Annotated in this window: 16 protein-coding genes; 4 read left to right on the top strand and 12 right to left on the bottom strand. The window is 62.7% G+C overall.

Annotated elements, in window-relative coordinates:
- Positions 1–87 precede the first annotated feature (87 nt).
- From ychF to DW178_RS08550, 6 genes are all read right to left on the bottom strand, one after another.
- Complete coding sequence (gene ychF / locus DW178_RS08575; protein WP_118350573.1) at positions 88–1,152, bottom strand: redox-regulated ATPase YchF; 1,065 nt, start codon at positions 1,150–1,152, stop codon at positions 88–90.
- Positions 1,153–2,015: 863 nt separating this feature from the next.
- A complete protein-coding gene (locus DW178_RS08570) occupies positions 2,016–2,993 on the bottom strand; it encodes a helix-turn-helix transcriptional regulator (protein WP_158574137.1) in 978 nt (325 codons plus the stop codon).
- 4 nt (positions 2,994–2,997) lie between these two features.
- Entirely contained in the window at positions 2,998–4,593 is a 1,596-nt protein-coding gene (locus DW178_RS08565; RefSeq protein WP_118350572.1) for an ABC transporter ATP-binding protein, read from the bottom strand.
- Positions 4,587–5,327: an energy-coupling factor transporter transmembrane component T gene (locus tag DW178_RS08560; protein WP_118350571.1), complete on the bottom strand. Its 741-nt coding sequence runs from the start codon at positions 5,325–5,327 to the stop codon at positions 4,587–4,589. Before DW178_RS08560 ends, DW178_RS08565 begins: the two co-directional genes overlap by 7 nt.
- A 25-nt stretch (positions 5,328–5,352) precedes the next feature.
- Entirely contained in the window at positions 5,353–5,973 is a 621-nt protein-coding gene (locus DW178_RS08555; RefSeq protein ID WP_118350570.1) for an MptD family putative ECF transporter S component, read from the bottom strand.
- A 161-nt stretch (positions 5,974–6,134) separates the two neighbouring features.
- The gene (locus DW178_RS08550) at positions 6,135–6,392 is read right to left on the bottom strand and encodes a UPF0236 family transposase-like protein (protein WP_118350569.1); all 258 of its coding nucleotides are present in this window, start codon (positions 6,390–6,392) and stop codon (positions 6,135–6,137) included.
- Positions 6,393–6,767: 375 nt separating this feature from the next.
- Here DW178_RS08550 and rbr point away from each other — a divergent pair, with 375 nt between their 5' ends.
- Positions 6,768–7,304, top strand: a complete 537-nt coding sequence (rbr, locus tag DW178_RS08545; protein ID WP_118350568.1) for a rubrerythrin — start codon at positions 6,768–6,770, stop codon at positions 7,302–7,304.
- Between the two features lie 288 nt (positions 7,305–7,592).
- Here rbr and DW178_RS08540 read toward each other — a convergent pair whose 3' ends face one another.
- From DW178_RS08540 to DW178_RS11305, 3 genes are read right to left on the bottom strand one after another with little or no spacing between them, the layout of a single operon-like run.
- Entirely contained in the window at positions 7,593–8,648 is a 1,056-nt protein-coding gene (locus tag DW178_RS08540) for a peptidoglycan recognition protein family protein (protein WP_118350567.1), read from the bottom strand.
- Positions 8,641–8,874, bottom strand: a complete 234-nt coding sequence (locus tag DW178_RS08535) for a phage holin (RefSeq protein WP_118350566.1) — start codon at positions 8,872–8,874, stop codon at positions 8,641–8,643. The genes DW178_RS08540 and DW178_RS08535 overlap by 8 nt, the downstream gene beginning before the upstream one ends.
- Before the next feature lie 12 nt (positions 8,875–8,886).
- Positions 8,887–9,186, bottom strand: a complete 300-nt coding sequence (locus DW178_RS11305) for a hypothetical protein (RefSeq protein WP_158574135.1) — start codon at positions 9,184–9,186, stop codon at positions 8,887–8,889.
- 157 nt (positions 9,187–9,343) lie between these two features.
- Between DW178_RS11305 and DW178_RS08530 the strand changes: the two genes are divergently transcribed.
- From DW178_RS08530 to DW178_RS08520, 3 genes are all read left to right on the top strand, one after another.
- Entirely contained in the window at positions 9,344–10,210 is an 867-nt protein-coding gene (locus DW178_RS08530; protein WP_158574133.1) for a tyrosine-type recombinase/integrase, read from the top strand.
- Between the two features lie 73 nt (positions 10,211–10,283).
- The gene (locus DW178_RS08525) at positions 10,284–10,478 is read left to right on the top strand and encodes an RICIN domain-containing protein (protein ID WP_118350564.1); all 195 of its coding nucleotides are present in this window, start codon (positions 10,284–10,286) and stop codon (positions 10,476–10,478) included.
- A gap of 27 nt (positions 10,479–10,505) precedes the next feature.
- Positions 10,506–10,790: a hypothetical protein gene (locus DW178_RS08520; protein WP_118350563.1), complete on the top strand. Its 285-nt coding sequence runs from the start codon at positions 10,506–10,508 to the stop codon at positions 10,788–10,790.
- Positions 10,791–10,793: 3 nt separating this feature from the next.
- On the opposite strand, the gene DW178_RS08515 is transcribed toward DW178_RS08520, so the two are convergent.
- The 3 genes from DW178_RS08515 to DW178_RS11185 are packed head-to-tail and all read right to left on the bottom strand — an operon-like array spanning position 10,794 to position 12,530.
- Positions 10,794–11,597: a hypothetical protein gene (locus DW178_RS08515; protein ID WP_118350562.1), complete on the bottom strand. Its 804-nt coding sequence runs from the start codon at positions 11,595–11,597 to the stop codon at positions 10,794–10,796.
- 4 nt (positions 11,598–11,601) lie between these two features.
- Positions 11,602–11,832, bottom strand: a complete 231-nt coding sequence (locus DW178_RS08510; RefSeq protein ID WP_118350561.1) for a hypothetical protein — start codon at positions 11,830–11,832, stop codon at positions 11,602–11,604.
- Positions 11,833–11,843: 11 nt separating this feature from the next.
- The gene (locus DW178_RS11185) at positions 11,844–12,530 is read right to left on the bottom strand and encodes a collagen-like protein (RefSeq protein ID WP_147363845.1); all 687 of its coding nucleotides are present in this window, start codon (positions 12,528–12,530) and stop codon (positions 11,844–11,846) included.
- Positions 12,531–12,567: the final 37 nt, after the last annotated feature.

Here is a 12,567-nt window from a genome sequence, read left to right as displayed (position 1 = left end):
AAATCTCAGACTTTCTTTTCTTTGTCCAAGATTTGGGGTGCGGTTCATTGCGGAACGGGGCCTGTTTTAAGCTTCTGACCTGGGATTTTATACGTTGAACTTGAAATGCATGACGTCGCCGTCCTGCACCACGTACTCCTTGCCTTCCTGACGCAGCTTGCCGGCGTTGCGGCAGCCCAGCTCGCCACCCAGCTCCACGTAGTCGGCATAGGAAGCGGTTTCCGCCTTGATGAAGCCGCGCTCGAAATCGGAGTGGATGACGCCGGCGGCCTGCGGAGCCTTCGCGCCGATGGGGATGGTCCAAGCGCGCGTTTCCGTTTCACCGCTGGTGAAATAGCTCTGCAAGCCCAGCAGCTTGTAGGCGCTGCGCACCAGGCGCGCTAAGCCGGACTCCTCAAGGCCCATGGCCTCCAGGTACTCCTTCGCCTCGGCGGGATCGAGCTCGGCCAGGTCGGCCTCGACCTTTGCGGAAATCGGCACCGGCTGGCAGCCGTCGATCTCGGCCAAGTCGGCGTCGAGCGCATCCTCGTCCACGTTGGCGATGTAGAGGATGGGCTTCATGGTAAGCAGATGCAGGTCGTAGATGGCAGCCTGCTCGTCCTCGTCCAGGTTCAGCGTGCGGGCGCGGTGGCCTTCGTTGAGGCCCTCGAGCACCTTCTTCGCAACCTCGAGCTTCTTCACACCGGCCTTGTCGCGCTTCGCCTCCTTCTCCAGACGCGGGATGGCCTTGTCAAGCGTGCCCATGTCGGCCAAGATCAGCTCGGTCTTGATGGTTTCAACGTCCGAGCTGGGGTTCACGCGGCCATCGACGTGCACGACGTCCGGGTCGCTGAAGAAGCGCACGACTTCGCAGATGGCATCGGTTTCGCGGATGTTCGCAAGGAACTGGTTGCCCAGGCCCTCGCCCTGGCTGGCACCCGCCACCAGACCGGCGATATCGACGAACTCGACCGTTGCGGGAACGATCTTGGCAGGATGGTCGATTTCGGCCAGCTTCTCCAGACGATCGTCGGGAACGGGAACGATGCCGACGTTGGGCTCAATGGTGGCGAAGGGGTAGTTGGCTGCCAAACCGCCCTTGTTCGTGAGGGCCGTGAACAGCGTGGACTTGCCCACGTTGGGCAGACCCACGATACCGATGGAAAGCGACATGCTGAAACTTCCTTAACTAGTGAATACACTCGGCTCTTCATGATACCGCAAACAACGCCCCAGCGCGATGCCCCGCCGAATGCAGTGCGAGTTAAGTTTTCGGGAGCAGAGCCGCATTGGGCTCCTTGTGGGCCGGCCGCGATGCGGGAAGAGAACGCCTGGGTTAATCGTTTTTCAATGATAACATGAGCCTAGCTCCTTCGAGGTAGGGATATCATCACGGACTTCCCCAGCGGCTGCGCCCGATGCGGCGGCTCCCAGCCCCTTCCCGACGTCTCGGGCATGCGTCTGCCCCGCTTCTCCACAACCGACGCGGCCGCATTCGCCTGCTTTTCTGTGAACCACGGGGATGCGGCCGGCGCGACGAGCGGCCGTCCCGTTGCCAGCGCGCACCTGATGAGGCATATCGCCTCCGCGCCCCTGCGCGACCACGACCTGCCCTGGCCTTTGAGCCTTGCGGCGCCGATGTGGGCGTTGGTGCCCTCGATCGTTCCGAGCTCGTGCGCGGGCGGGCGGATTTCGGATGCGTGGTTCGCCGCATAGGCGGCAAGCTCGGCTATCTTCCCTCGGGCCCCTCCGGCGCCTTTCGCGGCGGCGACCAGGGCCTCGAAGACCCCGAGGTCCTCCGTTTTGACGAGTTCCGCGTAGAAACACTCGGCTCGGCGTCCGCAACCCTTTCCATGATGATAGAATCTGCCATTGCGAGAACCTTTCTATTTTTTTGCTTCGACACCCATAGGATATCGAAAGGTTCTCTTCCTGTATCTAGCGCAGGTTCTTGAATGTCTCCCCGATTAAATTAACTCGCACCTCTGATGCCTGGGATTGGACACGCAAGTTTGATAGCGTTTGCGCTCCGCGCCTTACTCGCGCGGCTGAAAGGCATTTACTAAATTTACGCTACCTGAGCTGTTTGCAGCTCGGTACCCTGAAGGCGATCGTCCGAAGGTTGCCGCGAAAGCGGCGGAGAATTTGCTCGGGTTGCGATATCCCACGGAGAGTGCAATGTCCGATATGTTTTTATCGGTAGCGACAAGAAGCTGGGCGGCGCGCCCCATACGGCACTGGCGGCGGTATGCCATCGGCGCAATCCCGAACGCCTTCGTGAATTTTTCCTTGAAAGCGGATATGCCCATACATGACGCTTCTGCCACATCCGCCACTGCGACGTTCTGCTCGAGATTCGATCCGAGAAGCCTCATGCCCCTTTCAAGAGATTCGATAGTACTTCTTTGTAGATAGTCTTCTGCTCGCGGGGCAAGACAAGGGGTCGCGTTGACAAGAGAGATGAGTTCGAGCGCTTTGAGACGCAGCCGCATCAGCGGTTCCCGTTCGTCGATATCCCAAAACGATTCGAGAAGAGCCTTCATTGAGGGGTCGGGCGCATAGATCTTACAGCCGCTCGACCCTGTGAGCCGCTGCGCGAGGGCATCGAAGTCGAAGGAGAGGAGGCGGGAGAGAACCTCCGCTCCCTCCGACCGGCTGATTCTGATGGTAAATCCTGTGTACAGCGGCGCGGGAAACCTCATGGAGCGCTTTCTAATCCGCTCGTCATGCACGGCAAGCTCACCGTCTCCGAGGCGGATGCCATCGTCAAGTTGGAACCGACCGCGCAAGCACCAGTCAATCTGGAGCTCGAGCGGCTCGATGTCGTCCCATGACGCGGTGCCTTGGGGGATGCTGTTGAACGCCAGGGAAACGCCATTGAAGAGCTCGAACACATCAATGGCGCCCGCCTCGCTGCCGTCCATGCGCAGGTGGTATCGAATGGACGCCCCGTCCGCTCTGACGGCGCGCAGCTTGTCGGCGTTTCTCTTTGCGAGTATGTCGAATACTGTCATGGCCTCACTCCTTTTGTCGCGAAGAAGGAGTCTTGCTGGTTGACGGATCATCTTCTCCTGCATGGTATTCCGACCGGAAGAAGGACGCTAGCCGACTGATGCCGCTTTCTTCGAGCGGGTAAGCCTCCGTGATCCTCCCCCTGTCCATTACGGCGACGTGCGTGCAGCACGATAGCGCGAACTCCGGATCGTGCGTGATGACGACCTGCGTGATGCCTCGTTCACGCACGCGGCAGATGCCTTCGGCGACCTGTCGCATGTGGAAGAGATCGAGACCGCTCGTCGGCTCGTCGTAGACGACGAGCGCCCGGTTGGTGGCAAGCGCTTGGGCGATGGCGACGCGCTGGCGCTGCCCGCCCGAAAGCGACAGCGGGTGATCTTCGGCGAACAGGTCGAGGTCGAGGTCGCGCAGGATGTCGAGCCCGCGTTGCTGCCTGTCGGGTCCCTCCATGCCGAGCACCACCTCGTCGAGCACGCTTTCCGAGAAGAGCTGGTGGCTCGCATCCTGCATGACCATGAAGCATTTTCGCCTGCGCGCACGCTTTCCCAGGCGAGCCCCTTCTAAGGTCACGGTTCCGTCGCATCGGTTGAGGCCGCATACGGCCTCGGCGAAGGTGGACTTTCCAGCGCCACATGCGCCGACAAGCGCCGTGATGCTTCCGACGGGAAACTCGAGGCTGGCGATTTCGAGGGTTTTCTCGAGGACTCCGTTTTTCCGGCAGTGTGCCGTCAGGTTCTCGAGGCGCACCACGTTTTCTCCGAGCGTCGTCTTTTGCGCATAGGGCATCGCTGGAACGCCACAGCAACCGCCGTTTCGGAAGGCGTCGTCGACGCTTCGCGCGCGCAGCCCGAGCCGTATGCGCTCGGCATCGTCGAGACGCGCGAACTCGTCAGCCGTCCATCGGCGCGCGAGGCGGCCGTTGTCGAGGTAGAGCACGTAATCCGCGATCCCTTCAAGGTAGTGGATCCGATGCTCTGCCACGAGTACGGCGGTCCCCGCGGCCTTCCAGCGCGAAATTGCCATGCGAAGCTGCGCGATTGCCTCGAAGTCGAGGTTAGACGACGGCTCGTCCAGCACGACGAGCGCGGGAGACGTAGCCGCGGCGCTTGCGCACGCCACGCGCTGCTTCTGACCGCCCGAGAGAGAAAAGAGGCTTTCGTCGATCAGGGATGTTAGATTGAACTCCTTTGCCGAAGCGTCCACCCGCCGTTCGATATCGGCGGGTTCGAATCCCAGGTTCTCGCATCCGAAGGCGACTTCCCCCCGAACATCGACGTTGTAGAACTGAGTCTTGGGATTTTGAAAGACGCTGCCGACGAATCGTGCGGTCTCCCAGAGCTCCGCATGCGCGACGTCGAGGCCGCATACGCGAACGGTGCCGGTTTCCGTCCCTTCATAGAAATGCGGCGCGAGGCCATTCGCGAGGCGCGTGACGGTGGTCTTGCCGCAGCCGGACGGCCCGCACAGCAACGCAACCTCGCCTTTCCCCAGCGAAAGGGATATTCCCTCGACACCTGCTCCGGAGCGTCCCCCCGCATAGGAAAACGACGCTTCGCTCATGAAAAGGACGGGGGATTCGGTCTTTGTTTCTTTTACCATGCGATCGCCTCCGGGAATGCGAGGCTCAAGGCGAGCGCCGCCGTTGCGACAAGTGACACGGCGATAACTGCAGCGTCGACTAATGCGAACCCGACGCTGCCGGTGTTCGTTCTTGGCCAAGGCGCGCCGAGTCCTCGCGCCAAGGCGGCCGCGGACAGATCCTCTCCGATGGAGACGGCGCAGCTCATGAGTGGGACGAGGCAGTTTTCCACATAGGAAGCCCCGCGGGAGATTGGGGTGATGTCTCGCATCCGCATGGCAGCGTTGATCGCCCGCGCTTCCTGGCCAAGCGTGGGAAAGAACCTGAACAGCACCGACATCGGAATGACAATCCAGTCGGGAATGCGCATGCGCCCCATTGCCGCCATGAACTCGGATACCGTCGTCGTGGCGAATACGAAATATGCGAGTGCAAGGGTGGGCACGAAGCGGGAGACTACAGTCGCCGTCGCAACGGTAATAGCGTTCGCTACACCTTCAAGCGTGGGCGCGGCGAACGCAGCGAGCGCGTAGGACCCGAGATACGCCGCGAGCATGAGCCCTGCCGCATGCATGCGCCCTGATATCGCGAGCAGGCCGAACGGAAACAGCAGCATCGCCGTGCGCACGGCGAACATCGCGCCTCCGTTTCCTCCGAGCAGGAGTACTGTTGAGACTGCGAACAGCATCACCATCTTTGTGCGCGGGTCGAGCCGCACCGACCGCTCTCCTGCCTTTGACCGAAGCAGTTCCATTATCTAAGGTCCTTCCGCGGCATCTCTACGCGATGCCAGCGCGCACGAAATGTTTCTTCAAGATGGCGCGCCCGATGAAGCCACCGATGATTCCCGTTGCGAAACATGCTACGAGCAGAACCGGATACACCTCCGGCTGCAGATAGGTCATGAGCTCATTCACGTAGGCGTCGCCGTATTGGGCGCGCACGGTGGGGAGGTACGTGTCTGCAGTGATGAGAAACGGCAGGAAGTTGCCGATAATCCAGCAACTGAACACGCCGTGCGACAGGATGGCACGCGATGCCGACGCGTAGCTTCCCGATTTCCAGATGAGGTCTGCGATGAGCCCGAAGACGAGACCTGTTGCGATAGAGAAGTAGCCCATGCCGGTGATGAACATGATGATGCCGGTGAGCAGGCCAAGTATCGTTATCATTCCGAACTTGCGTGCGCGCGTGAGAAAAAGCATGTACGGTATTCCTGCGATGAGCGGAATGATTCCGCAAATGGCTGCCATGAGGATGGGGATGAATCCCAGGCACGCTACCGCGAACACGACGACGAAGTATATCGCTGTGAAGATACCTACGTTGATGAGGTCTTTTCCTGTTAGTCTCCCTCCCGTTTTCGACGTGGAAGCGGATGCGTTCCCAGTGGTTTTCATGTGCGAATCCTTTCCCGTGCGGCTCTTCAGCCGTCGCGCCTTCTATGAAGTTAGCCATATACAACAACAATCCATTTTGGCGAATACGCACAGAGCTGCAACTCCAAATAGCCGCGCGTGCTCTAAAAGGCCGCACGTCCTGCAGGACGGAAGGGTTCGATTTACGACCGCCCGGGCGAGACCCTGGCGCGTGGCGGTATGCCCAGCAGCTCGTCCGCGAGGGCCCGCCTGCGCCCGAACTCGTCGCGGAAGACGGTCCGGACGAACGCGATCTCGCCCACCAGCGTGACCAGCGTGCGAACGGCGCGCTCGTGCACGCTCCAGCCCCTGGGCATGTTGCCGACAAGCTCCGCGTCGAACCGCTCGATGCAGCGGCGCAAGACGCCCGCGGCGATCTTTCGCATGGCCGCGGCGACCAAGGCCTCAAAGGCCCCGATGTCCTCCGTTTTGACGAGTTCCGCGCAGAAACACTCGGCTCGGCGTCCGCAACCCTTTCCATGATGATAGAATCTGCCATTGCGAGAACCTTTCTATTTTTTTGCTTCGACACCCATAGGATATCGAAAGGTTCTCTTCCTGTATCTAGCGCAGGTTCTTGAATGTCTCCCCGATTAAATTAACTCGCACCCTAATGCACGCCCAAACCACCCAGAGCAACCCCCCCTGCAACAGTTGTGTCACAATGCGGCGCAAACGATTGCGCCGCCGCGCGTTTGCCGATACCATCATTAGATGGAAACCAAAGGCACCGCGCGCACGGGCGCTGCGGGCCATCACAGCGAGAGGGGTTTCTCATGAGCAAGTACGAAGGAACGCAAACCGAGAAGAATCTGCAGGCCGCCTTCGCCGGCGAGTCGCAGGCAACGAACAAGTACACCTATTTCGCGTCGGTGGCGAAGAAGGAAGGCTTCGAACAGATCGCCGAGATCTTCCGCAAAACGTCGGCAAACGAGCAGTACCACGCCAAGATGTGGCTGCGCGAACTTGAGGGCATCGGCTCCACGGCGGAGAACCTCGAAGACGCCGCAAACGGCGAGAACTTCGAGTGGACCGACATGTACGAGGGCTTCGCGAAGACGGCCGAGGAGGAAGGCTTCCCCGAGCTTGCCGAGAAGTTCCGCCAGGTCGGCGCCATCGAGAAGCATCACGAGGAGCGCTATCGCGCGCTGCTGCACAATGTCGAAACCGCCCAGGTATTCGAGAAGAGCGAGGTCAAGGTGTGGGAGTGCCGCAACTGCGGCCACATCGTCGTAGGCACCAAGGCCCCCGACGTTTGCCCCGTCTGCAATCATCCGCAGGCATACTTCGAGATCAGCGCCGAGAATTACTAGGAAGTATGCGCAACACCGGCATCCGTCTGAACTGGGAAAATAGTAACCGTTAGAACGTCAAGCACGGCGCAAACAGTCGTTTATGGCGCACTTAGGATACGCGAAGGATAAGTTGCACGAGCCTGTCTGTCCCGAATACGGGACAGCGCTGATGCGATCAGGGTCCCTCCCACAACGCCGAAGGTCCCAGGAACGCCCGGGGCCGACACAAAAGACGGGAAAAGCCCCGCTTCGGCGGGGCTTTTTTAGGCAGCAAAAAAGGCCCCCGCCGAAGCAGGGGGCGCGAGGTTAAGCGGCCATCAGGCTGAAGGTGGTGACGCGCGAGCCGTTGCCCGCGTAATCGTCCCAGCTGCCGCCGGTGTCGGTCAGGTCGTGCATCAACGACAGACCGTTTACGTTGTACTCCGCGACCAGCCAGCCGGTGCGGTTGGGGTCTTGGGTCTCGTAGTAGCAACGGACGGCGGTGATGGGCGAGCCGTCTCCGGCGCAGCCCCACATCAGGTCGCCCTTGTCGTAGCCGTACACGGGGTCGAGCCAGCCGGACGCTTCGGTGCAAACCTGGTACCAGCCGGGCATGTCGATGGCGAGCCAGCGGATGGGATCGTAGCCGTTGCCCGCGAAGGTGTCGCCGGAGCCGCCGGTGTCCGTATGGTCCACCATCTCCGGCATCCACCAGCCGCCGGAGGGGTCGGTGGACGCGGCGTAGGTGATGGCGACGTCGCTCTGGTTGTACTCGGGATGCCAGCTGGTGCCGGACGCGTCGCCAGCGCCGGACGGCGTGTAACCGCCGCCGATGTAGGCGTTGACCGCCGCCTTGAACTCGTCCCACGAACGGCCATACTCGGCGAAGTAGCCGGTCGGGTCGGTGTGGTCGGTGCCGCCCCAGATCCATGCGCAGTCGTTGTGGCTGAGCAGGCGGTCGATGCCCCAGCCCCGGGAGTTGAGGTAATCTCCCGCCCAGGCCACTGCCTGGTCCCATTGCGCCGAGAAATCCTCCCAGTTCGTGGCATGCGCCAGCTCGATGCCCACAGTGGCGTAGTTGCCGTTGCCCACGTGCCAGCACAATGCCCAGTCGGGCACCGTGTGATAGACGACGGAGCCGTCCAGCTCCATGATGTAGTGGACGGCATAGGTGTCGTCGCGGCTCCACAGCAGCGTGTGGTTGTATGCGCTGGCGCCGGGGTTGGCCGTCTCGTGGATGACGAGATATCCCGCATCGTTGTAGCCGTGTCCGTACGACACTGTATCCTCGACCTGCTCATAGGCGAAGGCCGGTACGGCCATGCTCGCGGCCAGGGCCACGGATGCCAGGACGGCGGTGAGCTTCGCCTTGATGCTAGTCATCCGCTCCCCCCTTCCATGCGCTGATTGCGCTGGCGCCGAGGATGGCGCCGATTGCCGTGCCGGCGGCGTTCAGCGTCAGCACGACGGCGTCCACGTCCTCCCATCCCCAGGCCGGGCCTACGGTGCCGAACAGCCAGGCGCAGGTCGGCAGCACGAGCAGGCCGCCCCACTTCAGCACGTCGTAGACGCGGCCGGGAATGAGCCACTTCGGTACGTTCTCGTTCATTTCTCCCCCTTTCTAGAGGCCGATGTTCGATGCCATGAAGCCGATGGCGATGCCGAGCACGCACGTGAGCGCGTAGTCGGCGACCTTGTTCCAGCGGTCCGCCGGGACGTTCTCCAGCGCGTCGAGCCGCTCTCCCATCGCGTCGATGCGCTGCTGGTTCTGGTGCTCGATCTCGCGCAGCGCCGCGAGCGTCTCGTTGATGGTGCCGAGCTGCTCGCTCGTCTCCGCGAACTGCCTGTCGGCTTCCTCGAACTGCTTGTCATGGTCCCGGATCGCCCTGTCGTGCGCCGAATGCTCGGGGCAGTGCTCCATATGTCACCTCCTTTCGCTCGAAAAAGATGATGATGTAGGCGTCACGCCTCGCTCTCCCGTGGGAGCGAGGGCCGTTCGCGCCGGGAAAATCCCAGACTCCCGGGCCGCGTATCCGCTGCAAAGGGTCTGGGATTTTCCCGAAGCGAAAGGAAGCCAAATGCTGTTTAGCGAAGCCGCGAAGATGTACATGGACGACAAGCAAAAGCGCCTGCGGGCCACCACGCTCGAAGGCTACGAGAGCGCCCTGCGATGCCATGTGCTGCCCGCCTGGGGAGCGCGCGAGATCGAGGGCATCACGTTCGAGGAGCTGCAAGAGTGGGTGGACGGCTTCGAGCTGCCGGGAGCCGCGGAGAAGGCGTACAAGACGTTTCGGCAGGTGTACCGCTGGACCATCCGCCGCAGGCAGATACGCATCTGGGACGCCACGCAGGGCGTGGAGCTGCCGCAGAAGCCCGCCGTGCGCCGCCCAACCCTCACTGCCGACGAGGAGCGCGAGACGCTGCGCGGCATCGTGGGCCAGCCGTTCGAGGCGGCCGTGCTCCTGGGCGCGGCCCTGGGCCTGCGCAGGTGCGAGGCGTGCGCCGTGCGCATCGAGGACGTGGACTGGCGCGGCGGATGGGTCCATGTGCGCCGCGGCCTGCACGTGGTGCGCGGCGCGGAGGTCGAGACGGGCTGCAAGACGCGCCTGTCGGACCGTCGGCTCAAGCTGCCGCGCTTCGCCCTTGAGCGCCTGCGTGCCATCAGGGGCATCCGCCGCGCGGGCAGGCTGTGCGAATTGGATCCGAACGCGGTGGCTAGGCGGTTCCGGGCGTTTTGCAAGCGCCACGAGCTGCCGCACGTGCCGATGACGTGCCTGCGCCACAGCTGGGCCACCATCTCGCTGGAGCACGGCGCGAGCATCGAGGACATAGCCGTGGCGCTGGGGCACACCACCGTCAACACGGCGATGGCGCACTACTTGCAAAGCTTCAGGTCGGTGGTGACGCGCGCTAGCGACAGCTACGCGGCGGCGATGGCCGGGTGATTCCGTATCCCGCGAGTGGCCAATAGGACGCGCCGTATGGCTCGCCGGCTCGGTCACGCCGAAAACCCTCGGGTTGCCCGGCACATGGAAAAGCTACCGCTGGTCTCTCACGACCAAGGTCGGCTCGGTTCTCGACGTCAAGGATGGCAGGTACGACGTTGCCGGCGCAGAAGTGCAGATTTACTCGTACAACAACTCCGAAGCGCAAAAATGGCACATCTACGCGGATGGTCCAGGCATCGTCACGCTGTGGGTCAGGACGGCATAGCATTCCGTATCCCGGAAGAGCTACAGCGTGAGCTCTTCCGACGGGCGCATATCCGTCGACACGTGCATCGAGGTCGCCGGTCTCGTCTTTATGGCCGGGCGCATCAACGCGAGCGCGTACAACTGGATAACGTCGACGTTGACCGGGTGCCCTTTGCCTGTCCACGAGACCGGCGTGACCTACGGGCGCAACTCCGTCTGGAAAAGCCCGTCGATAACCGGCGCGCTCGGCGGCAACGGCGTCATGATCGTGCAGGTCAGCGACGTGGTCTCGAACAACGAGATATGGTCGCTCGTCTACCTGAGGGCGTAGGCGCTAATAGACCCAGGAAACGAGGCCGTGGATCGCGTTCGCCGTGCTCGAAGCCGCCGTCGTTGTGTATATATACAGCTTGTCATCAGCGCTGTTTCGGCCGGGAATCCATGCGGATGCGACGCTGTTCGTTTGGCGATAGGCCAGGGGGACATAGACCCCTTGCGGCGGCAGGTACTCTGCAGGGATCTTCTTCCCGACGTCCCATGAGCTGTTGGCGCCGATGCCCCACAAGGCGACGACGAGCAGCGTGGCGACTCCGCCCTTCGCTCTGTACCTGACGCTTCCGAATCGCGAATCGTTGTACAGGTAGACCCATCCCGTGTCTTGGGATACGGAATCCCCGAGCGTGGCCAAAGGCGTGACCGGCTCGAAGAGCCGCACCGGCGTCCCGGCGTTGATGCCGTCGAGGGGCACGCGCCACAGCTTGAGGTCGTTGGCGGTGACGGCGGGGTCGGCCGGGGCGCCCGTGGTCGGCGCGCCCTTGACGACCACGGGGGTGATGCTCTCGATGCCCGCGCTCGTCTTTGCGTAGCGCGCGACCACCAGGTCGTTGCGCTTCTGGCCCTGCGTGCCCGATTGGACGGTGAGGCTCGTCGGCGCCTGGTTCCAGAACCTCTTGCCGCCGACCATGCCGACGCCGGTTCCGAGGGTGGCGCTGTTGGCGCTGGCCATCGTCAGCGAGAAGTCGTTGCCGTACTCGAGCACGCAGTCGGCCTTGCCGACGGTCGCCGTGTTGAGCGCGGCCAGGTCGTCGGAGCTGATGTGCTTGGTGCCCGTCATTCCATCTACGATTTCGAATGCCATCGCGCTACTCCTTCGCGTTGCTCATGAACTGCTGGAACGCCGCATCGTGCTGCGCCGCGAGCTTCTTGTACTCGTCCGTGCAGGACTTGCACAGAAGCCTGCTCGCCTTGCTGCCGTACTGGTCGAACCGCTCGACCTCGCGCCAGTCTCCCGCCGCCGCCGCGCCCTGCTGCAGGTACGCGCTCTCGCCGCAGCGGTCGCATGTGTACTTCGTGATATTGTCTGTCTTCGCCATGCTTGTCTCCTTTACTTCGTCCTGAGCCACGTATAGGGGCCGATGCTGGGCACCCGCTCCCACGTGCCGCCGATGCCGTTGGGGTCGAAAGCGCCGTTTGTCTCGAGGTACTCGCCGACGCGGTGGGCCATGAGCCATGTCGTTTTCGGGTCTACGGTGTCGAGGATGTGCTGCCACGCCATCCACGAAGAGTCCGACGCGCCGCGCCGCCACCAGGCGTCGCTGGCGGAAAAGGCGACCTGCTTCGGGTAGCCGCCGCTCTTGTCGCCCCATTGCACGAAGGTGACGAGGGTGCCATAGGTCTCGCTGCCCGAAAGCCCGATGGCTTGCGCTTTTTTGAGCTCGACGACAGTCTCCCGCGGGTGGTTCTTCATGTACCAGCTCGGCGGCTGGTTGTCGTTCCTCGTGTCCTTGATTTCGCCGCCGCTCGGCCCCTGCGGCCCCGTCGGCCCCTGCGGCCCGGTATCGCCCTTCGGCCCCTGGATGCCCTGCGGCCCCTGCGAGCCCGCGGGGCCCGTGGGGCCTGTCGGCCCCTGCTTTCCCGTCGGGCCCTGCGGCCCTGTGGCCCCGGTCTCGCCCTTCGGCCCCTGCGGGCCCGTGGCTCCCGTGGCCCCGCGCGCGCCAGTGGCGCCCTGCGGGCCGGTCGCGCCCTTGTCTCCCTTCGGCCCCTTGATGTTGCCTACAAGGAATCTCGCCATGTCACTCACCTATCTCGTAATACAGCTCGCCAGTGGT

The organism is Eggerthella sp. AM16-19 (assembly GCF_003474385.1).
In the GTDB taxonomy this organism is placed as follows: domain Bacteria; phylum Actinomycetota; class Coriobacteriia; order Coriobacteriales; family Eggerthellaceae; genus Senegalimassilia.
Note: the sequence above shows the minus strand (reverse complement) of the source record. Positions and strands in the feature narration are given on the sequence as shown.

Excerpts from the sequence above, each read along its gene's own strand:
- ychF (WP_118350573.1), bottom strand. The coding sequence starts at position 1,152 with ATGTCGCTTTCCATCGGTATCGTGGGTCTGCCCAACGTGGGCAAGTCC.
- DW178_RS08570 (WP_158574137.1), bottom strand. The coding sequence starts at position 2,993 with ATGACAGTATTCGACATACTCGCAAAGAGAAACGCCGACAAGCTGCGC.
- DW178_RS08565 (WP_118350572.1), bottom strand. The coding sequence starts at position 4,593 with ATGGTAAAAGAAACAAAGACCGAATCCCCCGTCCTTTTCATGAGCGAA.
- DW178_RS08560 (WP_118350571.1), bottom strand. The coding sequence starts at position 5,327 with ATGGAACTGCTTCGGTCAAAGGCAGGAGAGCGGTCGGTGCGGCTCGAC.
- DW178_RS08555 (WP_118350570.1), bottom strand. The coding sequence starts at position 5,973 with ATGAAAACCACTGGGAACGCATCCGCTTCCACGTCGAAAACGGGAGGG.
- rbr (WP_118350568.1), top strand. The coding sequence starts at position 6,768 with ATGAGCAAGTACGAAGGAACGCAAACCGAGAAGAATCTGCAGGCCGCC.
- DW178_RS08540 (WP_118350567.1), bottom strand. The coding sequence starts at position 8,648 with ATGACTAGCATCAAGGCGAAGCTCACCGCCGTCCTGGCATCCGTGGCC.
- DW178_RS08535 (WP_118350566.1), bottom strand. The coding sequence starts at position 8,874 with ATGAACGAGAACGTACCGAAGTGGCTCATTCCCGGCCGCGTCTACGAC.
- DW178_RS11305 (WP_158574135.1), bottom strand. The coding sequence starts at position 9,186 with ATGGAGCACTGCCCCGAGCATTCGGCGCACGACAGGGCGATCCGGGAC.
- DW178_RS08530 (WP_158574133.1), top strand. The coding sequence starts at position 9,344 with ATGCTGTTTAGCGAAGCCGCGAAGATGTACATGGACGACAAGCAAAAG.
- DW178_RS08515 (WP_118350562.1), bottom strand. The coding sequence starts at position 11,597 with ATGGCATTCGAAATCGTAGATGGAATGACGGGCACCAAGCACATCAGC.
- DW178_RS08510 (WP_118350561.1), bottom strand. The coding sequence starts at position 11,832 with ATGGCGAAGACAGACAATATCACGAAGTACACATGCGACCGCTGCGGC.
- DW178_RS11185 (WP_147363845.1), bottom strand. The coding sequence starts at position 12,530 with ATGGCGAGATTCCTTGTAGGCAACATCAAGGGGCCGAAGGGAGACAAG.